The sequence below is a fragment of the Metabacillus halosaccharovorans genome, assembly GCF_002019635.1.
In the GTDB taxonomy this organism is placed as follows: domain Bacteria; phylum Bacillota; class Bacilli; order Bacillales; family Bacillaceae; genus Metabacillus; species Metabacillus halosaccharovorans.
On record NZ_KV917371.1, the window covers coordinates 2388074 to 2412632 of the forward strand.

Sequence of the window (24559 nt, forward strand, 5' to 3'; positions counted from 1 at the left end):
TAATGGAGAATGTTACACTTCTAGAGGGGATTTTCAAGGAATCCCAGGAAAAAGGGATGGAGTATTTGATTTATCTTGATGTTGATCGACTTGTTGCTCCATGTTATGAGGCCGCAGGTGAAACACCAAAAAAACCGACATATGGTGGATGGGAAACCAGAGGAATTAGAGGCCATTCGATAGGTCATTGGTTATCCGCTGCTTCCACAATGTATTCTGTGACAATGGATGAACGTTTAATAGAGAAATTAACTTATGCAATTGATGAACTTGCTCATATTCAATCTTTTGATAAAGATGGATATGTAAGCGGCTTTCCAAGGAATTGTTTTGATAACGTTTTCTCCGGGGATTTTGAAGTCGATCATTTTTCATTAGGAGGAAGCTGGGTTCCGTGGTACAGCATTCATAAAATATATGCAGGATTAATTGATACGTATCAATTAACAGGCAATCAAAAAGCTCTTACTGTTGTAACGAGGCTTGCAGACTGGGCAAGAAAAGGACTAAGTCAATTAAATGATGAGCAGTTTCAGAAGATGCTTATTTGTGAGCATGGAGGAATGAATGAAGTCTTTGTTGATTTATATAAAATCACGGAGAATATTGCCTATCTAGAGCTAGCCAAAAGGTTCTGTCACAAAGCTGTTTTAGACCCATTAGCAAGGGAATTGGATAACCTTGAAGGAAAACATGCAAATACGCAAATTCCAAAGGTAATAGGTGCAGCGAAACTTTATGAAGTTACAGGTGAGAAACAATATAAAGATATGGCTGAGTTTTTCTGGAATCAAGTCACAAAGCACCGCTCGTATGTAATTGGTGGAAATAGCATAGGGGAACATTTTGGTCCGGAGGATAAAGAGGAATTAGGTGTGACAACGACAGAAACATGTAATACGTATAATATGTTAAAGCTTACAGAATGCTTATTTCGTATTAGCCAAAAGGTAGAATACATCGATTACTACGAAAAAGCTTTGTACAATCATATTCTAGCCTCACAAGATCCTGATACAGGCATGAAAACCTATTTTGTCTCAACACAACCAGGACATTTTAAAGTGTATTGTACACCAGATCAATCATTTTGGTGCTGCACAGGAACGGGGATGGAAAACCCTGCAAGATACACAAAGAATATCTACTATCAAAACGGTGATGAGTTATTTGTCAATTTATTTATCGCATCGCAAATTTCTCTTGCAGAGAAAAAAATGTCGGTAAAACAGCTAACTGTATTCCCTGAATCAGACCGAACTCAGTTAGTTGTTGAGCAGGCAGAGAGCGTACATCTGACTTTCCAAATACGGGTGCCTAATTGGAATTCCGGTCCTGTAACAGTAACTGTTAATCAAAAAGACAAACATACAAGTACAAAAAATGGATATATCACACTTGAAGGAAAATGGAATAAGGGAGATATAATTGATATCAAGGTCCCAATGAAAGTTTACACATCACCGATGAAACAAGATCCAACAAAAGCGGCGATTCTCTATGGACCAATTGTACTCGCAGGAGCACTCGGTACGGAGAAATTTCCAGAAACAGACATATTGGATGATCATTTGAAATTAAATAATCACCCATTAATAAATGTGCCAGATCTTATCACAGATGACATGGATGTAAGGAATTGGGTAAAACCTGTTGAAGGTGAGCCCCTTACATTTGAAACAGATTCAATTGGTCAACCGGGAAATAAACAGGTTACACTTATACCGTTTTATAAGCTGCATCATCAGCGTTATACATTGTATTGGAATATGATGAGTCATTCTATGTATCAAACATTCTTGACGGAAAAAAGGAAAAAAACAGATTTTCTTAATCGTGTAACGTTAGATGCTGTAAAACCCAATGAGCAACAACCTGAAGTAGAGCATTCCATTAAAAAACATAATTCAAGATCAGGGTATGTAAACCTATATAATTGTGGATGGAGAGAATGTGTCAATAAAGGTTTTTTTAGTTATGAAATGAAGGTTTCAACCGATACACAAATGTACTTATTCGTGACTTATAATGGTGATGATACAGACCGGCATATGGATGGAAAGATGTACGTGCGCGAATTTGATATTTTCATAGATGGTACAGCGATTGCTCACCAAGTTCTTAAAAAGAATAAACCAGGAGCATTGTTTTCCGTTTGCTACGAGATTCCGATGTCGTTCACGGAAGGAAAAGAAAAAGTAGAGGTGAAATTCGCATCGGAAGAAGGCAAAATTGCAGGGGGTGTATATGAGATAAGAATTGTGAATACGAATACTATTTTCCAAGAGAATTAGAGCTGATTGCTGTTGAAAAGAAGACTAATCGACATAGTCTTCTTTTTGATTTTTTACGGATCTAATAGAGCACTTTTCCAAATAAATCGACCACTTTTCCTATTAATTCAACCACTACCCAAGATTATTCAATCACTCACTCGATTTTTTCAACCACACCCATTTTCCACACCTCAATTTAGAACACTTTTCCAAATAAATCGACCACTTTTCCTATTAATTCAACCACTAGCCAAGATTATTCAATCACTTACTCAATATTTTTCAACCACACCCATTTTCCACATCTCAATTTAGAGCACTTTTTCAAATAAATCGACCACTTTTTCTATTAATTCAACCACTAGCCAAGATTATTCAATCACTTACTCAATTTTTTCAACCACACCCATTTTCCAAGCTCAAAATAGAGCAACACTCCAATTAATTCATTTTATAAATTCCAAAGAAAAGATATGTTTTCTGAGGAATTGTGAATTCTCATCAATTCATAAATCTTTCATAATGAAATCAATAAGGCAGCTAGCTATAAAAAAAGAAATGGATTTATGCTCACGAACAGAATTGTAAGGGGTTGCATAAGATCTGTTTCGAAATAAAAAACAAAGGGGATACTAGGATGAAAAAAATGACGGTCTTTCTTTTAGTTATTTTTTTATGTTTAACATCGGTGTTAGTAGGTTGTAGTAATGCTGAAAAAGTGGAACAAACAGAAGATGGTAGAGTAGTCCTTACTGCACTAATTACGAAACATGCATTAACACAGGAATTATCGAAAATGAAATGGCTGCAGGAAGCAGAAGAAAGAGCAGGTGTTGAAATTAAGTGGGAGGAAGTATCAGCTGATTGGTCTCAAAAAAAGGGGGCCATGCTGGCAGCAGGTGATATACCTGATTTAATCGTTGGTCCAAACGCTATTACTGATGCAGAATTTGCTAAATTTAATGGTTTGTTTGAAGATTTAACTCCATTGATTGAAGAGCATGCCCCGAACGTTCAAACGATGTTTGAAGAAAAACCTGAATTAAAAGCACTATCAACACAAAGAGAAGGTGAAATATTCGGTCTGCCAAAATATCAAAGGTTTTGGCCGGAAACAGCAACTAGACAATTTATTAACAAGCAATGGTTAGAAAATCTTGGCTTGGAAATGCCAACAAACTGGGATGAACTTTATGAAGTGTTAGTCGCATTTAAAGAGAAAGACGCAAATGGAAATGGTGATCCAAAAGATGAAATTCCTATGGACTTTTCGCCAACTGGGACAACTGGTTTTGGGTATTTTCAACCAACAGTTCTATTAGGTAGTATGGGGATCACAATAGGAGATGGAAGTGGAACAGGGATATTTGTGGAAGATGGAGAAGTGAAAAACTTCCTGGTTGATGAACGGTATAAAGAGCTTGTGTCGTTTCTGAATAAATGCTGGGAAGCAGGCTTAATCAATAAAGAAGTATTTACTCAAGACTATACAAAATACCAGTCAGTTGCACGTGGAGATGGAGACACAGCAAAGGTAGGTTATACATTTGGGTGGGAAGTAACTGACAGATTCGGTATTACACTTGCCCCACAATATGAATCAATGGCACCCTTAAAAGTTTCAACTGACTCAACAGAAGAGCTTTCCTGGAGTTATGATTATAACAACTTAAACTACGGTGTTAATCTTATTCAAATGTCGTCTCAAAGTAAAAACAAAGAAGCAGCGATGAAATTTATAAATGAATTATATGATCCGAAAGTTAGTATGCAGGTGTTATTTGGTTCCCTTGGAACAAACATTTCGGACAATGGTGATGGATCTTACTCTGTTCTGCCTCCTGAAGATAAAGAAATGGATCCTGGAACTTGGAAATGGACAACAACCTGGGCTGATAATGGACCAATGTATATTTCAGACTCGTTAGAGCTAACACTTGGAAGCGATATGCAATCAGTAGGAAAGCAAACAGAGCCATTACAACAAGTCTTTGAATCTTTAGATAAAGAGAAAGACGTTTTCCCTGGAACCTTTATTAAATACAGTGATGAAGACAACAATACATTAAGTCTGGCAAACACAGAAATTATGAATTTGGCAATGGCTAAATATTCTGAATGGATCACAAAAGGCGGTATTGATTCACAGTGGGATAATTATGTAAAAGAACTAGATAAGATTGGGATCAATAAAAACACTGAGATTATCCAAGGCTACTATGATGAATACATGAGCAATATGGAGTAACGATTACCTAAGGAGGCAGGGCTGCAACGTTTTTTGAGTCAGCCCGTTCTTCCTCAGTAAAGGAGAATGTATATGGCCTTTATAAGCACAAGAACAGCTAAAACTACCAGTGCACCTAATATAAAACTGGAAAAGAAGCCTACCGTTTTTAATACATTTAAACGTGACTATCAATTATGGATCATGATCCTGCCGGCAATTATCATTGTGTTTGTCTTTAACTATATCCCGATGTACGGAATTCAGCTGGCCTTTCGAGAGTTTGATTTTACAAAAGGACTGACCGGGGGAGATTGGGTAGGCTTAAAGTACTTTACTCAATTTATTGAAAGCCATATGTTTACAGATTTATTAAGAAATACAGTTGTTTTAAGCTTAACAACCATTATTGTAGGCTTTCCTGCTCCGATTATTTTGGCTTTGCTCATTAACCAGATTAAATGGAAAAGAGGGAAAAAGGTTCTCCAAACAACCGTATATTTGCCTCACTTTATTTCCATTGTGGTACTTGTCGGATTATTAAATGTCTTATTGTCTCCTAATACAGGAATCGTTGGACATATCATGAATGCATTTGGATTTCATGATGTAAATCTATTAGCTTCTACCAATACATTTGTTCCTGTATATGTGTTATCTGATGTTTGGCAACATGTTGGGTGGAATAGCATCATTTATTTAGCGGCATTATCCAGTGTAGATCCGCAGTTATATGATTCAGCGAAAATGGATGGAGCAAATCGCTGGCAAATAATTAGAAATGTTGAAATACCAGCGATTATCCCAACAATTATTATTCTATTGATATTAAATATGGGTTCCATTATCAGTACGGGCTTTGAAAAAATCTTTTTAATGCAAAATCCATTAAACCTGCCAGTTTCTGAGGTCATTGAAACATATGTCTATAAAATTGGGATTATCTCAAATCAATTTAGCTACGCAGCAGCCATTGGGTTGTTTAATACATTAATTAATTTTGCCTTACTGTTAACGATGAATTATATAGCAAAAAGATTCTCGAATATTAGCTTATGGTAATGCTTTCAAGATAGAGTCCTATTATGGAGGGAGGAGCTGCTATGGCACTACTCACAAAAAAGGGAAAAAATATAAATGACATAATCTTTGATCTGTGTATCTATGTGATATGTGCGATTGTTTTTTTAATCATTGCCTATCCGCTTTATTTTGTTGTAATCGCTTCTGTGAGTGATTCAACTCTTGTTTCTACAGGGAAAGTACTGTTATTTCCAAAAGGGTTTAGTCTATTTGGATATCAAGAAATTTTTCAGGATTCAAGGATATGGGTTGGTTACAAAAATACAATGATTTACTCTCTTTTAGGTACATTTGTTAATTTGTTGCTAACACTGCCAGCTGCCTATGTATTATCGAGAAAAGAATTTCGGGCAAGACGAATTTTAATGTTCTTCTTTGTCTTTACAATGTTTTTTAATGGAGGGTTAATCCCGACATACTTATTAATGAAAGATTTACAGTTAATAGACACAATGTGGGTGTTTATTATTCCTTTCTCAGTCAATGTTTTTAATTTAATTATCACCAGAACGTTTTTTGAGACAAGTATACCCAACGAATTGTTTGAAGCCGCATCAATTGATGGGTGTAATCACTTTACATTTTTTCTTAAAGTTGTATTACCTCTCTCGAAAGCGGTTGTATCTGTTATTGGACTTTATTACTTAGTGTGGCATTGGAATGATTTTTTTACAGGTTTAATTTATATAAGAGACTATAATCTGCAGCCACTGCAAATTGTATTGAGAGATATTCTGCTTTCTAATCAGGTGTTTGCAGAAGGAGCTGGAAGTGGTGGTGCATCTGGTGGATACGCTCAAAGATATGCGGATCAAATAAAGTATGGAGTTATTATTATTTCAACCCTTCCGATCTTAATTGTCTATCCATTTATTCAAAAGTATTTTGAAAAAGGAGTGATGATTGGATCAGTAAAGGGATAAAAAAGAGAAAAAAGCTATTGATAATCTATCGATAGCTTTTTATATGGAGGGCAGGAGATGAAAGTATTAGGAAATAAGTATCTTCAATTAGGAGAATGGTGTTTGCATTTGTTTCTATTAAACTGTTTGTGGTTTATGTTTTCACTAATTGGCGGTTTTTTCTTAGGGGTTTTTCCTGCAACTGTGGCCCTTTTTGCAGTTCTAAGGAAATTAACGATGGAACCCGAAGTAGAAGTGAGGATCTTTCACCTCTTCTGGACAACATATAAATCAGAGTTTATTAAAGGAAATTTACTCGGTTATGTTTGGGCGGTTATAGGGGGAGCGATTTTAATTGATGTGAGAGTTTTGCATCAGGTTGAGACAACTTTTATTCATCAGGCTTTAACCATTGCGCTCTATTTACTCCTTGTTCTATACGTGTTCATCACATTCTATCTATTTCCTATTTTTGTGCACTATAATTTAAGATTTCTAGAGTATTATAAGTATGCCTTTGTTCTTGTAATAGGAAGACCAATCAAATCAATCCTCTTATTTGCTTCAATGTTACTTATCTATTTTTTATTTTCGCTTATTCCGGGGCTAATACCTGTCTTTGGAGTTAGCTTTATCGGGTTTGTCATGATGAAGATGACATCTTCGTCATTGATGAAAAACAACCATTCTCATATCGAAGAGGTAGAATCCTTTAGCTAGTACAAAAATTTGCCCTATTCCTTTCATGTTATTGACAGAAAAAGTATGATATGATATTAAAATGTATATATGTTAGCACTCTGGTGTTTAGAGTGCTAATTGTTGTGAATACATAAAACTTTGGAAGGAGAGGTTAAATTGACGAAAAAACAATTTAAAGCAGAATCCAAACGACTTTTAGAAATGATGATTAACTCTATTTACTCTCAACGTGAGGTATTTTTAAGGGAGTTGATTTCAAATGCCAGTGATGCGATCGATAAAATTTATTACAAAGCATTAACTGATGATTCACTAACTTTTAATAAAGATAGCTATTATATTAAAATTTCAGCTAATAAAGAAAATCGCACATTAACGATTACTGATACTGGAATCGGTATGACGAAAGATGAACTGGAAAATAATTTGGGTGTTATTGCAAAAAGCGGCTCTTTAGCATTTAAAAAGGAAAACGAATCAAAGGATGGCCACGATATTATCGGACAATTCGGGGTTGGTTTTTATGCTGCTTTTATGGTAGCCGATGTTGTTACAGTGATTAGTAAAGCACTTGGAAGTGATGAAGCGTATAAATGGGAATCTGAAGGTGCAGAAGGTTATACTATTGAACCGTGTGAAAAAGAGACTGTCGGCACAGAGATTATTCTAAAAATCAAAGAAAATGCTGAAGAAGAAAGCTATGATGAATTTTTAGAAGAATATACATTAAAAACGATTATTAAAAAATACTCTGACTTTATTCGTTATCCAATCAAGATGGATGTATCAGGACAACGTCCAAAAGAGGGAGCAGAAGATGAATTAGAAGAGTACATGGAAGAGCAAGTTATTAATAGTATGGTGCCGATCTGGAGAAAAAATAAGAGTGAATTAACGGATGAAGACTATGAGTCATTCTATCATGAAAAGCACTACGGGTTTGACAAGCCAATTAAACATATTCATATTAACGTTGATGGGACAGTCCGTTATAATGCGATTCTTTATATTCCTGGTCAAACACCTTTTGACTTTTATTCAAAGGAATATGAAAAAGGGCTTGAGCTTTATTCAAATGGTGTCCTAATTATGAATAAATGTGCAGAGCTTTTACCGGATTACTTCAGCTTTGTGAAAGGTATGGTAGACTCTGAGGATCTATCTCTAAATATTTCAAGGGAAATTTTGCAACAGGATCGCCAAGTCAAGTTTATTGCGAAAAACCTAAGTAAAAAAATTAAAAATGAATTAAAAAGCCTCATGAAAAATGATCGTGAAAAATATGAGGAATTTTATAAATCCTTTGGTAGACAGCTGAAATTTGGAGTATATAATGACTTTGGAAGTAACAAAGAAATTCTTCAGGACTTATTGATGTTCTACTCTTCAAAAGAGAAAAAGCTTGTTTCACTTGATGACTATGTATCAAGAATGCCTGAGGACCAAAAATATATTTATTATGCTACAGGTGAATCAATCGAGAGAATTGAAAAACTTCCTCAAACAGAGATGGTGTCTGAAAAAGGCTATGAAATTCTTTACTTTACAGAGGATATTGATGAATTCGCGATCAAAATGCTTATGACCTATAATGAGAAAGAATTCAAATCTGTTTCAAGCGGTGACTTGGGAATTGAATCAGAAGAAGATCAAAAGCAAACAGAAACGGAACAAACTGAAAATAAAGATCTCTTTGATTTAATGAAAGAAGTATTAGCAGGAAAAGTATCCGATGTAAAGCTTTCAAAACGATTAAAATCTCATCCGGTATGCTTATCAACTGTTGGTGAAGTAACAATTGAGATGGAAAAGGTTCTAAGTGCAATGCCTGATAATCAAAATGTAAAGGCTGAGAAAGTGTTGGAAATTAACAGCAATCACGAAGTATTCCAATCTTTGAAAAACGCCTTTGATCAGGATAAAGAAAAAGTGAAATTATATACGAACCTTCTATATAATCAAGCCCTTTTAATTGAAGGCTTACCAATTCAGGACCCAGTTGAATTTACAAATGATATGTGTAAAGTGATGGTGTAAAAAACAACAGCCTCTTTCTTCGAGAAAGAGGCTGTTGTTTTTGTTCTGCATTCAATTTATGAATAAATATCGTTGTTCAATGTAATATAATCTAACAATAAGTCTGAATTTTTAGTTAATTTAAACAAAAGGATTTCTTCTTTTTAATAGATACGTCAATGATTATTAGAAAATTTTATATTAGAATGGGGACAGATGTTACATTTGTTAACGTTTAATAGGTCGATTTTTAGAATTTTCGATAAATGCATTAAAATATTTGTTAGAAAATATAACAATAAGTCAAAAAAGATTTCCCGTATTGAAAATCCTAATTGAAAGGTTGATGGCGATGCTGAATGAAAGGTATAAGGGGATTGCATTTGAAAAGAGGTTTCTCCCTCGTTTAACAACAGAGGAAGTGAAAGAATTGAGTAAGGAAGATGCATTGATCATATTACCTATTGGAGCAATTGAACAGCATGGCCCACATTTACCCATTTACACGGATACATTGATTGGAGAAGGGTTGTTAAATCAGGCATTTGAATTGCTGAATGAGGAAGATAATATCTGGGTATTGCCACCTTTGCCTTATGGAAAGAGTACGGAGCACCTAGGTATGCCTGGTACGATGACATTATCTGCTGCTACCTTACAAGCTGTTGTCACAGATATAGCTAAAAGTGTTCATGCAAGTGGATTTAAAAGACTTCTCTTATTTAATACACACGGCGGAAATCATGATTTATTAAATATGATCTCTAGAGAAATTAGAATTGAGACAGGAATGATGGTGTTCCGATTAAATCCAGGGTCATCGAAAACAAATGACCTCATCACTGAGCGTGAACAAAAATTTGGCATTCATGGGGGAGATGTGGAGACTTCTATGGTCCTGGACTTTAAAAATAACTGGGTTCATCCTGATAAATCTCCTACTGAGTTTGTAACATTGCCAGAGAATACAAAGCATCTTTATTTAAAAGGAACCAGCTATTTTGCTTGGGTGATCAATGATATCTCTACTACTGGAGTTGCAGGAGATGCAACACAAGCTACGATAGAGAAAGGGATGGAGATTAATCAATATGTTTCTGAATCAATTGCTGAAGCATTAAGAGAAATGCGTAACTTTGATATTGATATGTTAACAAATAAAATGGTGAAACAGTAGAGGAGGCGATGGTGTTGAAGCAGGAAATGCCTACATTAACAAAACCAGAGGAACATAATAGAAAACGTCCGGTTGTTTTTATGGAAAATGTGAGCAAAATATACCCAAATGGAAAAACAGCTGTTCAAAACGTTAGCTTAGAGATTGAGGAAGGGGAATTTATATCATTTGTTGGTCCTTCTGGTTGTGGAAAATCTACAATATTTAATATGATTTCCGGGATTATTGAGCATTCTGTAGGAAAACTGGAGATCCTTGGGACAACACCAACATTAGCAAGACAACAAAGTACAGATGTGTCATTTGTTTTTCAAGAGCCTACTCTTTTACCATGGCGCTCTGTATTAGATAATGTCATGCTTCCTTTAGAATTTAGAAATGTAACAAAGCAGGAAAAGCTTGAGAAAGCTCACCACGTCCTTAAAATGGTTGGATTATCAGAATATACAAAGGCGCTACCTCGAGAACTTTCGGGTGGAATGAAAATGCGTGTTTCAATTGCAAGGGCGCTTGTTTCAAAGCCGAAATTATTATTAATGGACGAACCATTCGGGGCCCTGGATGAGATTACAAGGCAAAACTTACAATCAGAACTCCTAAGAATTTGGGAGACCGAAAAGATGACAGTCTTATTTATTACTCATAATGTGTTTGAAGCCGTATATTTATCAACAAAAATTGCGGTTATGACGCCTAGTCCTGGAAAAGTTGAATCGGTTGTAGAGGTGCCCCTCCCATTTCCGCGGAATGAAGACTTTAGAACATCACATCAATTTAGTGATATTGCAGCAAAAGTATCACAAGACTTAAAGTTTTAAAAGGAGGGAAAACGTATGTGGATTAAACAGTTAATGGAGTTATTAGGAGAAGAAAAGGTATTAATCTCAGAAGCTGTTAAAGAACGATTATCAAAAGACTATTATTGGTATTCCCCAGTACTCTATCAACAATTAAAAGAAAAACGAGCAGATTGTGCCGTCCAGCCTGAATCAATTCATGAAGTAAGAAAGATTGTTGCCTTTGCCGTGAAGAATCGTGTTCCTATTACAGTAAGGGGAGCTGGAACTGGTAATTACGGTCAGGCCATACCATTGGAGGGGGGAATTGTTTTAGATGTAACAAAGCTTGATCATATCATAGAGATAAGAGAAGCAACTGCACATGTTCAAGCAGGAGTGAAGCTTGGTGTATTAGAAAAAAACCTGCGACAACAAGGAAAGGAACTAAGAATCTACCCTAGTACCTATATGAAAGCGACAGTAGGAGGATTTTTATGTGGAGGTTCAGGAGGTATTGGGTCTATTAGATGGGGTAATTTATGGGATGGTAATATACAATCTATTACTGTTATGACAATTGAAGTAGAGCCTCAACTACTAACAGTAAGTGGCGAGGAAATGGAGACATATATCCATAACTACGGAACAACAGGCATTGTTGTAGAGGCGACTTTATTTATTGAACCGAAAACAGATTGGGCTCAGTATATTGTTTCATTTGATGAATTTCAAAAGGCTGTTGAGTTTAGTGATGCCCTTGCACATAATGAAGCGATTATTAAACGATTAGTGTCAGTTTGTGAATGGCCAATTCCGTCACATTTCCCAGGTTTAAAGAAATTCCTTCAAGATGGGAAATCGATCGTTATGTTGGAAATTGCTGAAGGGGCAGAAGAGAAATTAGAGCAGATTGCTAAAGAATATCATGGAGAAATAACGTTTAAAATACCTGTTGAAAACTATCAAAAAGGGTTGAAACTTTCCGATTTCACTTGGAACCATGCCACATTATGGGCACATAAACATGGTGAGAATATCACCTACTTGCAAGCTAGGTTTGATAAGAATAGGATATTTGAACAAATGAATGCTATTCGTATGAAGTATGGCTTTGAAGTACAATTTCATTTTGAATTTATTAAAATTAAGGGTGAGATTACTCCTGCCTCTCTTCCGGTTCTCATTTATCAATCAGAGGATAGATTAAATGAAATTATAAACTACTTCGAAAGTGTAGGGGTTCAAATTAATAATCCCCATACTTATCTGCTGGGATTTGGAGGATATAATTTAAGAATGAAGGAAATAGAAAATATGAAGAAGAAAAATGATCCTTTCAATTTATTGAATCCCGGAAAAATTCCAAGTAATAAAGAAATAGTTCAATAGAAAAGGAGGTTTTTTTCATGGAACATACTCAACTAGAGGTTTCTAGTGTACCGATGAAGAAAGGTAAGGATAAAAAACTGAATATTCCGAATAATATTATACCTCCAGTCGTTGTATTTGTTTTATTTCTCTCTTTTTGGCAATTTGGAGCACAAATCCTTCAAATTCCTAACTATTTATTACCAAAGCCAACCGATATCGTTCAAGCTGCAGTGAATAATTGGGAAAACCTAAGTACAGCTGTCATAACGACGATTACAGAAGCTGTTGTTGGATTTGTGTTTAGTGTAATAGGTGGTGTTTTAGGAGCTATTATTATGGCGAGTTCTAAGTTATTGGAGAAAAGCTTATATCCTTATGCCATTCTATTACAAACTATTCCTATTGTGGCGATTGCTCCGATTATTGTCATTTGGTTTGGTTCAGGTATGAATGCGATCGTTATTATAGCATTTACGATTGGATTTTTTCCAATGCTATCTAATACATTAATTGGCCTGAATTCTACTAACAGCGGAATGATACACTTGCTCAAACTCTATCAAGCTTCTAAATGGCAAATAATGTGGAAGGTTCGTATACCAGCGGCATTACCTTATATAATGGCCGGGTTGAAGATATCTTGTACATTAGCGGTTATTGGGGCAATTGTTGGAGAATATATCGCCGGTATTGGAGGCGGTGCTGGTGGAATCGGTTATGCAATCACTGTTGCATCCTCCAGGTTAGAGACAGCCTATCTCTTTGCCTGTGGAATTTCAGCTGCCATCTTGGGTATCGTCTTTTTCCTCATTGTGAACTTGATTTCAAAGCTGTTACTAGGGTCTTGGCATGAATCAGAAATGAAAAAACAAAACTAAATCGATTATGCAGGGGGTTATACGATGAAAAGTAAAGTAATGGCTAAGTTTGGTGTGTTGATTAGTATTTTGTCTCTATTACTTCTAGCAGCCTGTGGCAGCACAGAATCTTCTAGTTCTAGTACTAATTCTGATGGTGAAGAGAAAGCGGGTGAAACTAAAGAATTGGGTGAGGCAAAACTCGTAACAAATTGGTTTGCCCAACCTGAGCATGGAGGAAACTACGCTGCATTACAGCAAGGTTTTTATAAGGAAGAAGGATTGGAGATGACGATAGAGCCTGGTGGTCCCCAAGTTTCAGCTACCCAAATTGTTGCATCTGGTGAAGCTCAATTTGGATATACTCAAGCGGAAGATCTATTAATTGCTCGTGATAAAGGAATCCCTCTTGTAGCAATCGGGGCTATCTTTCAAAAAAGCCCTCAAGTATTAATTACTCATGAAGGAACCGTGGCTGATTTTGGAGATCTTGATGGTAAAACGGTTTATACAGCTCCGGGAAGCGGATATTGGGAATATATCAAATCCGCATATGATCTCACTGAAGTAAAGGAAATGTCATATACTGGTTCTCTAGCAACTTTTATTGAAGATGAGAATGCTGTTACACAAGGTTATGTAACATCTGAGCCATATTCATTAGATGAGCAAGGAGTTAATAATGATTATCTTTTTATTCATGATTCAGGATTTGAAACGTATGCAAACATTATTTTTACTACAGAAAAAGTAATAAAAGAAAACCCGGAGCTTGTGCAAGCGTTTATGGATGCAACTGTTAAGGGGTGGGAATTCTATCGAGATAACTGGACAGATGTGAATCCATATATTAAGGAAGCGAACCCTGAATTAACATTAGAAAAAATGGAATATGGAGCGAAAGCAGAGGAAGAACTAATCTTTGGCGGAGACGCTGAAGAGCATGGATTTGGATATATGTCAGAAGAGCGTTGGAGCATGCTTCAGGAGGAGTTGTTAAAATTAGGTATTATAAAAAATGAAGATGATGTTTCAAAAGCCTTTACAACGGAATTCCTGGAGCAATAACATGAGAGATAACCAAGAAGAAGTACACCTGTATAATGTACGTTTACCACAGGATTCAATAGGTCAATTATTTTCTATAACGATTAAAAATGGTGTATATGAAACAATTCAAAAGCAAACTGATTCAGCTATGCTACATGGTGCAAAAATATCGAAATTAAGCATAAGTGATTTAACTGAACAAAATGTTATTGATGTTGAAGGAAGATATCTTCTTCCTTCTTTTATTGATATCCACACACATCTGGATAAGGCATTTTCATTAACTTCTGTACCTAATAGGTCAGGCACCCTGCAGGAGGCGATAAGAAATTATAGTGAAAAGGCAGTATCTTTTTCAGAACATGAGATAAAAGAGAGAGTAAGAAAGGCTGCGCTTCAATCTTTATCTTATGGAACGACTCATATTAGAACCCATGTGAATTTTGAATTGGATATTAATGAGAATTTAGCACTTAGTCACTTACAGGCTGTTTTAGAGGTGAGGGAAGAGTTGCGTTCAAATATGTCAATACAAGTTGTTCCTATGTTTTCTTATTTATCTTCCCGTTCTAAAAAGCAGATTGAAGTGATTGAAGAAGCGGTATCCTATGGGGTGGATGGAATTGGTGGAGCACCACATTTATCCCCAACTTCAAAGGAAGACATTGATTTCATCTTTCAATTGGCAGAGAAGTTCGGTAAATTAATTGACCTGCATGTTGATGAACAGGATGATCCTACTATATGTACGATCGAACATATCATACAAAAAACAAAGGAATACAATTATCAAGGAAAAGTGGTTGCAGGTCATCTATGTTCATTATCAGCAATGGATGAAAAACGAGCTGCAACTATAATAGAAGAGATGGCTGGTACTAAAATAGGAGCTGTTACATTACCGGGGGCAAATATGTATCTGCAAGGAAGAGATGACAGAGGTATTATACGTAGAGGCATTACGAGAGTAAAGGAATTCCTAAACAGTGGGGTTGAAATCGCAACTGCCTCAGACAATGTAAATGATCCATTTCATCCTTTTGGAAGATGTGATTTACTACAAATTGGGCTATTAACAGCCTATACTGCTCATTTAGGAAGTGAAAGTGAACTTCAGCATTTGATCAAAATGATGACGGAGACCCCTGCAGGATTTTATGGACTGAAAAATCATCGGGTGGAAGAAAAGGTGAATGCGAGCTTTGTGCTTTTAGAAGGTAGAGACATTTATCAATTATTTGCAAATCTTTCTCCATCTCGTTTTGTTTATCATAAGGGAAGATGGGTGAGCGGAACAACATCAGTTATGTCAGAAAAAGCTGTTGGTGTTGGAGGGAGAGAAGATGGTATATGAAACTGTAATTAAGAATGTAAGATTACTAGAACAAAGTTCACTGTTTCATATTGGTATTATAAATGGAAAGATTGCAAGAATGACAGAGGATGTCATTCATGGAGAAATAGAGTGGGAGGCAGGTGGAGGAATTGCTCTCCCGCCGTTTGTTGAAATGCATACCCATTTAGATACTGTGCTAACATCAGGAAAAGATTTGAAAAATCTTTCAGGAACATTGATGGAAGGGATCGAGCTTTGGCAGGAGCGTAAAGCTAAGCTGACTTATGAGGATGTGCTTGAACGAGCAGAAAAAGCGATTAAACTACTAATTCAACATGGGATTCTTTATGTGCGTGCAGCGGTTGATATATCTGATCCTGAATTAACAGCTCTAAAAGCAATCATTTCACTTCGAGCAAAATTGCAGCATATAATTGATATCCAGATAATTGCCTTTCCACAAGAAGGAATTATTTCATCCCCTAAGAATAAAGATCGTTTGGTTGAAGCTGTTCATCTAGGAGCAGATGCGGTTAGTGCTGTCCCTCATCTTGAACATACCCGTGAAAATGGTATTAAGTCAATACAAGAGTGTTTTACAATTGCGGAACATCATGGTTCATTTGTCCACATTTTTTCAGATGAAGTGGATGATGAGCACTCACGGTTTTTAGAAGTCATAGCAGATTTGGCGATAAGTAAAGGAATGGGAGAAAGAGTGACAGTAAGCCATGCAAATGCACTGGCTTACTATTCTGACAGCTATGCAGCAAAAGTAATTTCACTTGTGAAAAAAGCAGGTATTACGGTTGTATCATGTCCTCTAATAAATTGTACGATGCAGGGACGTTTCGATTCATATCCTAAGGGAAGAGGAATTACGAGAATAAAAGAATTAAATGAAGTGGATGTGAATGTATGTATTGCCCACGATGATATACAAACACCTTTTTATCCATTCGGTAACGGAAATATTCTACAAGCAGCACATATGGGAGCACATTTAGCTCATATGTCAGGTGAGACTGAAAGAGTTGACATAATCAATATGATTACGAAAAATGGAGCAAAAGCATTTGGAATAAAGGATCACTATGGGATTGAAGTTGGTAATAGGGCAAACATAATTATACTCCCGGTTGATAACGTCGTTGATATGCTGAGTAAACAGCCTGCTTGTCGCTATGTGATTCGAGATGGCCAAATAATTGTGGAAACAAAACCGTCTGAACCAGCTTGGTATAAGGATTCTCTAATTTCTTTGACATGATAATATTACGTCGTCTAAAAAGAGGCCTTTTCTGTTTAAAAGGCCTCTTTTTTTGATGAGGTTACCTTTTTCGCTTTTAGTTACTTATTTAACTTCATTTCGTTATATCCACTAATCTTCTAATCCCTTCTCGAATCTGTTTTTCATTTACATAGGAATAACTCAACCGGACAAATGATGTTGACTCTTCCAAGGGATCAAAAACCATACCAGGTACAAAGGATATACCATCTTCAATTGCCTTTGTATACAATTCCTGCGTGGAAACTCCATTAGGCAGTTCAATCCATAAATTTAATCCACCCTCTGGGCTTTGCCATTTCCAATTCGTTGCGGCCAACTCTTCTTCCATGATTTCCTTGCGAATTTGTAAAGCTATTCTTAACTTTTCTAAATGTTGTTGTAGTCGCAATGATGAAAAATAGTGCAGAAAAATTTTCTGGTTTAAAAGTGGTGAACCGTTATCTGTTAGAGATTTAGATGATAATAAAGATTTCATTGTAGCCTGAGATTGACAAATGATTGATGCAACCCGCAACCCGGGAGAGATATATTTACAAAAGCTTCGAACATAAATGACGATGCCAGCTGTATCGTAGGTATATATTGGTAGTGGGGGAGGTTGATCAAAGTAAGTATCATAGTATGCATCATCTTCAACAAGTAGGCATTTATATTTTTCAGCTAAATCTACCAGTTGTTTTCGTTGCTCTGGAGGAATTGTTATACCAGTTGGATTATGAAAGGTAGGATTCAGATAAAAGAGGCGAGGCTTAAAAAGTTTCATCTGCCTTTCAACCTGATCTAAATCATAGCCATTCTGAGCAATATCAATCGTAGCTATATTTGCCCCTCGAGCTTTGAATACATCAATTGCTGCACTATAGCTTGGTCTTTCAAGTAAAACTGTGTCTCTAGGTTTAACAAAAGCTTCAGAGATTAAGTGAATTGCTTGCTGAGAACCAGATGTAATTAATAAATCATCCTTATGAAGAGGAGTTTTATATTGCTTTCCAAAGTAAAGAGACAATAATTCTCTAAGTTCCGCGTCACCGTGTACAGTTGAATATGTTGCTAGTACTTTAGGGTGTAAATCAAATACTTTTTTTACATAGTCTGATAGAAATTGATTTGGTAATAAGTTGGGATCAATAAGTGCTTGAGAAAAATTATATTCTACTTGATGCTGATGAATATCAGACAAGTGATTTTTTTGATTATAGGCTGAAATAATTGGTAGATCGGTATTATTAGGATCAACCGACTGTTCTGAGCTAACGAAATATCCTGATTTATCTTTTACATACACTTTGTTATGTTGTTTCAGTAGCTGATATGCCCTTAAGACGGTTAGGCGATGAACATTCAGCTGATCTGCTAAGCTCCTAACAGAAGGGAGTTTATCATCCTTTTTCCATTCTTTACGTTCAATGTGGTTTAAGACATATTCATATACTTGTTTAAATAAATAATCCTGTTTATCCTTTGTTTTTTTCACATTCATTCCCTCCCTCATATTAAGATTTTACCATTTTATATCCCTATCTGTTCTATTCAAAATAAACTGTTCTATTCCTCCTCTATTAAGATGAAGCAGAGGAGGAGAATGAAATGATCTTTATTAATTTCTGTTTTATGTGCTTCATATTTGGAACAACTTTTTTAGCAATTAAGATTGGCATTGATTCAGGTTTAACACCGTTTTTTTCAGGAGGAGTCCGGTTTTTTCTGGCTGGTTTTCTCATCTTTAGTTTTATGTCTGTGAGAAATAAACACTTATTTCAATTATTATTTCGAAAAGAACTGTTTTTCTCAGGTGTTGGTTTGACTTTTGGGACTTTTTCTACATTATATTGGGCTGAGCAATATGTAACCTCCGGAATTGCAGCGGTTTTATCAGCTACAGGGCCAATGATGATTATTTTTATTCAAAGTTTTCTGTTAAGACAAAAAGCAACAATACATTCCGTGTTCGGGTGTGCTATAGGGATCATAGGGGTATTATTGCTTGTGCAAGAAACCCTCTCAATGGATATGAGCACTTTTTGGCTAGCTGGTTGTGTGGCTATTTTAATTGGAGAAGTTTTTTATGCTGCAGGTACAATTTATACAAGAAAAGTGACGGAAATATATAAAGAAGCTTCGCCAATTGCGTTAAATGCTGTCCAAATGATGTATGGAGGGTTTCTTTTACTTGTAGTAGCAAGTTTTACAGAGGATATTCAAATTAGTGCATTTTTTCAACCAGAATCTGCTGGATCTCTTATCTATTTAATTATTGCAGGATCAATGATAGGACATAGCTTATACTATTGGCTCGTTTCAAAAACAAACCCGGTATTTCCATCAACATGGCTTTATATATCGCCGATCATTGCATTGGCTCTAGGGGTTTTATTATATGGAGAATATTTTACAATTTTCACTGGATTAGGAGCTGTAACGATTATCTTTGGTATTATTTTGATCAACTATCAGACTTTACGTAACATTTTTTCAGCGAGGAGATCTTTGATAAGAAATCATATGTAGCATTGTATATAGTCCGCTCACTCATTAAGTGATCGGACTATTTTTTACATTTTATTTTAGCTAAGTTGCGTGATCACTTCATCTGTATTTAAAATCGTTGCAAATTCTTTATGTAACGCAGCAAGCTCAAATTGATGAATATCGTCAGGAGTATGACGTTTCCCAGTGTGGTCTGTTATTTCAAATGCTGCAGTGGCATCAGAGACAAGGAATGTTTGGAACCCCAGGTTGCTGCTCATTCTTGTTGTCGTTGAGACACAATGCTGTGTGGATAATCCTGTAATAACAACAGATTTGATTTGATTGCTTTTTAAATAGCTTTCTAATTGTGTTCCTATAAAAGCACTATTTACATTCTTTTGCATAATCACTTCACCTGGAAGTGGACTTACAATGTCCATAAAATCTGTTTGGTTAGCATTTTTATAATAAAGTGGAGATTGTGGATCAAGTGATAAATGCTGTGAATAAATGATTGTCCAGTCTCGTTTCCTCCATTCAGTTAATAAAGTTTGAATATTGTTTTCTGCTTGTAAATTATTTCGCTTCCCCCAATAGGGATCATTAAACCCCTTTTGAACATCTAAGACCAATAATGCAGGTTGTGAAAATAATTGACTCAATTTTATTGCCTTCCTTTCAGCTACTAATTAAGAGTAGTTTGGGTCTAAATAAATCATTTCATCCTGGAAAAATAAAAACTTCCCACTTAATGATAAGATTGGGAAGTTCAACTTTTTATCGATATTTTTTGACCTCATTTATTAACTTATGGAAAGGGCATTTAGTTAAAGTCGAGTCATCATCATGCAGAAAATATTGCTTCCATTCAAAATTGTCCGAATTCCCATAGGTATTTAGATCAGTATGGACGGAAATGGAGTCGTATTTACTTAATCGTTTCCGGATGTTTTCTTTTATTTTCTTTGAGTAAGACGGGGAAGAATTAAATAATTCAAGCACCCATCTGGGAGTGATTGCAAGCATAAAATATGGAAACGACCTGCTCGATCTATTTTTATGAGCCGGACTGGCGCAATACATAAAATATTGTTCTCCATGGAAACAAAACTCCCAAGCAGGTTGAGTTGGATCAGAAGGGATGTGATTTGGCCATTCAACTGAATCTAACTCAGTTAACTTGTTAAGCTGCTTCCAAAATAGCTGTTCGAACTTTTCTACATTATAGGTGTCAGATAAGTTAGGTGGGGTGTCGAAAAAGACAATGAGTGATGTGTATCTTCCAAGCTCTTTGGAATTCAAAGTATATGATGAAAGCAATTCTGCCAGTTCATGAGAAGAGGAATCTTCTCTGGGATCTCCTACAAATGCATAACGTAAATGATTTAAGGAAAATCCTTGTGTAGCAGGAATGCAAGGAAACGGCATATCTTTATCCATCATTTTTATTTCGAACTTTTCTAAGGCATCTCTTTTCCAAAAAGGTAATTTATCTCTGTTTATTAAGTCCCTTTTCAGGAGTTCCATCTTTTTTACCTCCTATCACAGTACACATTATTCATGTGGGTTGGGATAGGTGAATGTCTTTAACTGTTCCTTTAGATCTTCCTTCTATTGGAATTTCTTTATTATGCATACTATAATACATATATGGTAAATGTGATGGAAAAAGGTGGTTTAAAAGTGACTAACGATAGCCAAACAATAATAGATGGATTCAAATTTAACTGGGAAATTAAAAAAGGGGTTTTTCAATTTGAGGGGCAGGAAGCTGTTCTATTTTGGATTTCAACTGCCATGAAATCCTTTTTTGATACAATTGAAGAAATTTCAGGTGAAGAGGCCTCAAACTTGGTGTTTGAGACTGCCGGATTTCGGCAGGGGTTAGTAGTTGGAGAATATTTTGAAAAAATGAAGGATTTAAGTGTTGAAGATGCTGCTAAAGCTATTACCACTACATATGCCTCTGCGGGTTGGGGAAAAATTGAAATTAAAGAACTTAATTACCAAACAAAAACATTGTCTGCTTATTTAAAAGATACATGGGAACATAAAATCAATGTTGCACAAGGGAAAGACAAGGGAGGAAGCTTTCTTCCAGCTCATTTTGCAGGTATTTTTACAGGCTTATTTGGAACGAATATATGGTATGAAACGACCCAACATCAATTGGACGGGAATGAGTTTAGTATCATTGAATATTTTCCTTCTGAAATAAATATTTCTTCTAATATTCATGAGCTTGCTAGAAAAAAAGAATCTGAGCAAATTAAGTATTTGGAGAGGTTGGTAGAAGAAAAAACCGGAGAGTTGCAGGGATTGGTAAAGAAGCTTTCATCTCCGATAATTCCTGTCCTGGAAGGAATCGTTGTTGTTCCTATGATAGGAACGTATGAGTTGGACCGTGCAGAAGATCTTATCATCAATACATTGAACAACCTGCCTGCACACAAAGCGAATTATCTCATTCTTGATCTAACAGGACTTGACCAAGAGATTAGTGACCATACAGCAAGTTTAATAGAAAAAATTGGTGCTGCTTCTTCATTAATTGGAACAAAGACAATTCTGGTCGGGATTACAACTGAATTAAGCATTGCTATCTCACGATCAACGATTAATTTTTCTCAATTTGAATGTTTTCAATCGTTACAGCATGGTATTCATTTTGCCTTAAGTCAAATGGGGAGAAAAATAATCTGAATAGCAGATATGGAGAGCGGAATTTCTTTAACTATCAGAAGTATGGGATTTATGGATGATAGGATAAGAAAGCCGTTCTTTTTTCTTTCATTAAGCTAAATGAATCAAAAAAACAACCGATATAAAGACTAGTACTTTATCTTACAATAAGAGGTTTTAAAAATGTTTATTCTACCAAATTCAGACACCATGATCATCCTTGAAGGAGAATATTCACCTTGGATTGTTTTACTATCAGTCGTCATTGCCTGTTTGGCTTCTTACACAGCACTTTCTTTAAATGAAAGGATTCAACAAAACAGTTTTTTTAGTCGTAATTTCTGGTTAACATTAGCTTCCATTGCAATGGGGATGGGAATTTGGTCCATGCATTTTATTGGAATGAGTGCTTTTATGCTTCCTGTATCAATGGATTACGATATCATTCAAACCATTATTTCTGTATTTCCTGCTGTACTAGCATCATACCTTGCCTTTTATTTTTCTAATCAAAAAAATAAAACTCAGTTATCTTACGTAATCGCAGGGATTACGATGGGGCTCGGGATAGCGTCCATGCATTATATTGGTATGTCAGCAATGAAAATGGACGCGAAATTTGTGTACAAGCCATGGATCTTCCTCACATCTGTTGTGATTGCGATCATCGTTTCATATGTAGCACTTTATATCTTTTCGACGATGAGAAGGTTTACTAGAAACATGGCTGTGAAAATGATCACTTCTATTATTATGGGGCTTGCTGTTGCAAGTATGCATTATACAGGGATGTCAGCTGTTGTTTTTTATAGTGAAACACCTTTAATTGAACATGCAAACCATGCTCATTCAATGAATCTTCCTCTTCTTATTCTATTTATTACTGTAGGAATTAGTATTTTTCTAGCCTTATCTGGATTATCAAGTATTCTTGATCGATATGTTGACTACCGGTTAAATTATTACGATGCTTTAACTTTACTCCCAAATAGAAGACAGTTTGAAAAAAAGCTTGAAATGTCATTTACCTATGGAAGCTTAGCTATTATTCACTTAGATAGAATAGAAAAATGGAATAGTGGATATGGTTATGCATTCGGAGACAAAATTATTAAAGAAGTTGGGCAAAGGATCATTCAACACATACCAGAGATGGCTGAAGCTTATAGAATTGAGGGAAACCGCTTTGCTCTACTGATTACAGGTTATCATCACTATGAACAGTTTAGGGAAAGTTTAGCCAAAATAATGAATGAGTTAATGCAACCCATTGAAATTTCAGATCACAAGTTTATCATTGACATGGTCTGTGCACTTTCAACCGGTAATCGCGAAAAAGAGACAAAGCAGCTTTTTTTAAATGCAACGGCTGTCCTGCAGCATTCATCGATTGAATACAAACATGAAGTCATTGAATATGATCCGAATATTCACATTTTTTCATTTGAAAGAAGTATTATTCAGGATATTGATAAAGCAATGGATAATCATGAATTGTTCATTGTTTATCAGCCTAAAATAGGTTCGAACAAGGCGATTATTGGAGCGGAGGCTTTGTTGCGATGGAATCATCCTACACAAGGGTTTATCTCACCCGCTGTTTTTATCCCGGCATTAGAGGAGAACGGGAAGATTACTGATGTAACAGATTGGATCATTGAACAGGTTTGTCATGAAATGGGAAATTGGATTGTGAATCATTATCCATTTAATGCAGTATCCATCAATATCCCCGGTCAATATATTACATCCCCTCGTTTAATGGACGTATTAAAGAACTCTGTTTCTAAATATAAAATCGACAGTCATTTTCTAGAGTTGGAGATTACTGAAACAAGTGTGATTAACAATATAGAAAATGCCATTAGTTCAATAGGGGAATTCCGGAAATACGGTTTTAGAGTAGCACTTGATGATTTTGGGACGGGTCTATCTTCGTTGTCGTATTTAAAAAGACTTCCCATCACAACAGTAAAAATTGATAAGTCATTTGTTGATGGAGTACCAGAATCTGAAAAAGATTCGGCCATCATTAAAGCGATTATTGTCCTTTGTCATTCATTAAATATGGATGTCATCATTGAAGGTGTTGAAACAGAAGCCCAAGTGAATTTTCTCTCACAAATGCCTGAAAAACCGGGTATACAAGGGTATTATTATTCTCCGCCATTAAAGCGTGAGGATTTGGCAAAATGGGTGCAACATTTTCAAGAACAACAAGAAACTATGTCACAAAAATAAATGAATGGTGAGGAAAATGTTTTGGGCTGTCCCTAAGTATTTTCCTCTTTTTTTTTACTACTTTTAGTTCAGGAAATCGTTTACAATATAAATACAA

General features: G+C 35.7%; 19 protein-coding genes. 16 read left to right on the top strand and 3 right to left on the bottom strand.

Annotated features, from left to right (window positions below):
* The first annotated feature begins 2 nt into the window (after positions 1-2).
* The 13 genes from BK577_RS11425 (at position 3) to BK577_RS11485 (ending at position 17046) form a co-directional block, all read left to right on the top strand.
* Entirely contained in the window at positions 3-2294 is a 2292-nt protein-coding gene (locus tag BK577_RS11425) for a glycoside hydrolase family 127 protein (protein ID WP_078432988.1), read from the top strand.
* A 619-nt stretch (positions 2295-2913) separates the two neighbouring features.
* On the top strand, positions 2914-4524 hold the full coding sequence (locus BK577_RS11430; protein ID WP_078432989.1) for an extracellular solute-binding protein: 1611 nt from the start codon (positions 2914-2916) through the stop codon (positions 4522-4524).
* Between the two features lie 183 nt (positions 4525-4707).
* Positions 4708-5565: an ABC transporter permease gene (locus tag BK577_RS11435; RefSeq protein ID WP_245823506.1), complete on the top strand. Its 858-nt coding sequence runs from the start codon at positions 4708-4710 to the stop codon at positions 5563-5565.
* Between the two features lie 41 nt (positions 5566-5606).
* Entirely contained in the window at positions 5607-6509 is a 903-nt protein-coding gene (locus tag BK577_RS11440; protein ID WP_078432991.1) for a carbohydrate ABC transporter permease, read from the top strand.
* Positions 6510-6566: 57 nt separating this feature from the next.
* Positions 6567-7208 carry a YesL family protein gene (locus tag BK577_RS11445; protein ID WP_078432992.1) on the top strand — a complete coding sequence of 214 codons (642 nt, stop codon included), beginning with the start codon at positions 6567-6569 and terminating at the stop codon, positions 7206-7208.
* A 138-nt stretch (positions 7209-7346) separates the two neighbouring features.
* Entirely contained in the window at positions 7347-9227 is a 1881-nt protein-coding gene (htpG, locus tag BK577_RS11450) for a molecular chaperone HtpG (protein WP_078432993.1), read from the top strand.
* 331 nt (positions 9228-9558) lie between these two features.
* Positions 9559-10383 (top strand): creatininase family protein, encoded by an 825-nt coding sequence (locus tag BK577_RS11455; protein WP_078432994.1) that lies wholly within the window; start codon positions 9559-9561, stop codon positions 10381-10383.
* 26 nt (positions 10384-10409) lie between these two features.
* A complete protein-coding gene (locus BK577_RS11460) occupies positions 10410-11201 on the top strand; it encodes an ABC transporter ATP-binding protein (RefSeq protein WP_078433550.1) in 792 nt (263 codons plus the stop codon).
* A gap of 15 nt (positions 11202-11216) precedes the next feature.
* The gene (locus BK577_RS11465) at positions 11217-12551 is read left to right on the top strand and encodes an FAD-binding oxidoreductase (RefSeq protein WP_078432995.1); all 1335 of its coding nucleotides are present in this window, start codon (positions 11217-11219) and stop codon (positions 12549-12551) included.
* A gap of 53 nt (positions 12552-12604) precedes the next feature.
* Positions 12605-13411: an ABC transporter permease gene (locus BK577_RS11470; RefSeq protein WP_245823507.1), complete on the top strand. Its 807-nt coding sequence runs from the start codon at positions 12605-12607 to the stop codon at positions 13409-13411.
* A gap of 24 nt (positions 13412-13435) precedes the next feature.
* On the top strand, positions 13436-14458 hold the full coding sequence (locus tag BK577_RS11475) for an ABC transporter substrate-binding protein (protein ID WP_078432997.1): 1023 nt from the start codon (positions 13436-13438) through the stop codon (positions 14456-14458).
* Between the two features lies 1 nt (position 14459).
* A complete protein-coding gene (locus BK577_RS11480) occupies positions 14460-15794 on the top strand; it encodes an amidohydrolase family protein (protein WP_169908225.1) in 1335 nt (444 codons plus the stop codon).
* A complete protein-coding gene (locus BK577_RS11485) occupies positions 15784-17046 on the top strand; it encodes an amidohydrolase family protein (RefSeq protein ID WP_078432999.1) in 1263 nt (420 codons plus the stop codon). The genes BK577_RS11480 and BK577_RS11485 overlap by 11 nt, the downstream gene beginning before the upstream one ends.
* Before the next feature lie 94 nt (positions 17047-17140).
* On the opposite strand, the gene BK577_RS11490 is transcribed toward BK577_RS11485, so the two are convergent.
* Positions 17141-18550 carry an aminotransferase-like domain-containing protein gene (locus tag BK577_RS11490; protein WP_139367300.1) on the bottom strand — a complete coding sequence of 470 codons (1410 nt, stop codon included), beginning with the start codon at positions 18548-18550 and terminating at the stop codon, positions 17141-17143.
* 107 nt (positions 18551-18657) lie between these two features.
* On the opposite strand from BK577_RS11490, the gene BK577_RS11495 reads away from it, so the two are divergent.
* Positions 18658-19578 carry a DMT family transporter gene (locus BK577_RS11495; RefSeq protein ID WP_078433001.1) on the top strand — a complete coding sequence of 307 codons (921 nt, stop codon included), beginning with the start codon at positions 18658-18660 and terminating at the stop codon, positions 19576-19578.
* Positions 19579-19634: 56 nt separating this feature from the next.
* Here the strand turns inward: BK577_RS11495 and BK577_RS11500 are convergent, their stop codons facing one another.
* On the bottom strand, positions 19635-20201 hold the full coding sequence (locus BK577_RS11500) for a cysteine hydrolase family protein (protein WP_078433002.1): 567 nt from the start codon (positions 20199-20201) through the stop codon (positions 19635-19637).
* A gap of 115 nt (positions 20202-20316) precedes the next feature.
* Positions 20317-21066, bottom strand: coding sequence for a YqcI/YcgG family protein (locus BK577_RS11505; RefSeq protein ID WP_078433003.1), 750 nt, complete (start codon positions 21064-21066; stop codon positions 20317-20319).
* A 156-nt stretch (positions 21067-21222) separates the two neighbouring features.
* On the opposite strand from BK577_RS11505, the gene BK577_RS11510 reads away from it, so the two are divergent.
* Together BK577_RS11510 and BK577_RS11515 are read left to right on the top strand one after the other, a co-directional pair.
* Positions 21223-22242, top strand: a complete 1020-nt coding sequence (locus BK577_RS11510; RefSeq protein WP_139367301.1) for an STAS domain-containing protein — start codon at positions 21223-21225, stop codon at positions 22240-22242.
* Between the two features lie 162 nt (positions 22243-22404).
* Entirely contained in the window at positions 22405-24462 is a 2058-nt protein-coding gene (locus tag BK577_RS11515) for a bifunctional diguanylate cyclase/phosphodiesterase (RefSeq protein ID WP_078433004.1), read from the top strand.
* Positions 24463-24559 lie beyond the last annotated feature (97 nt).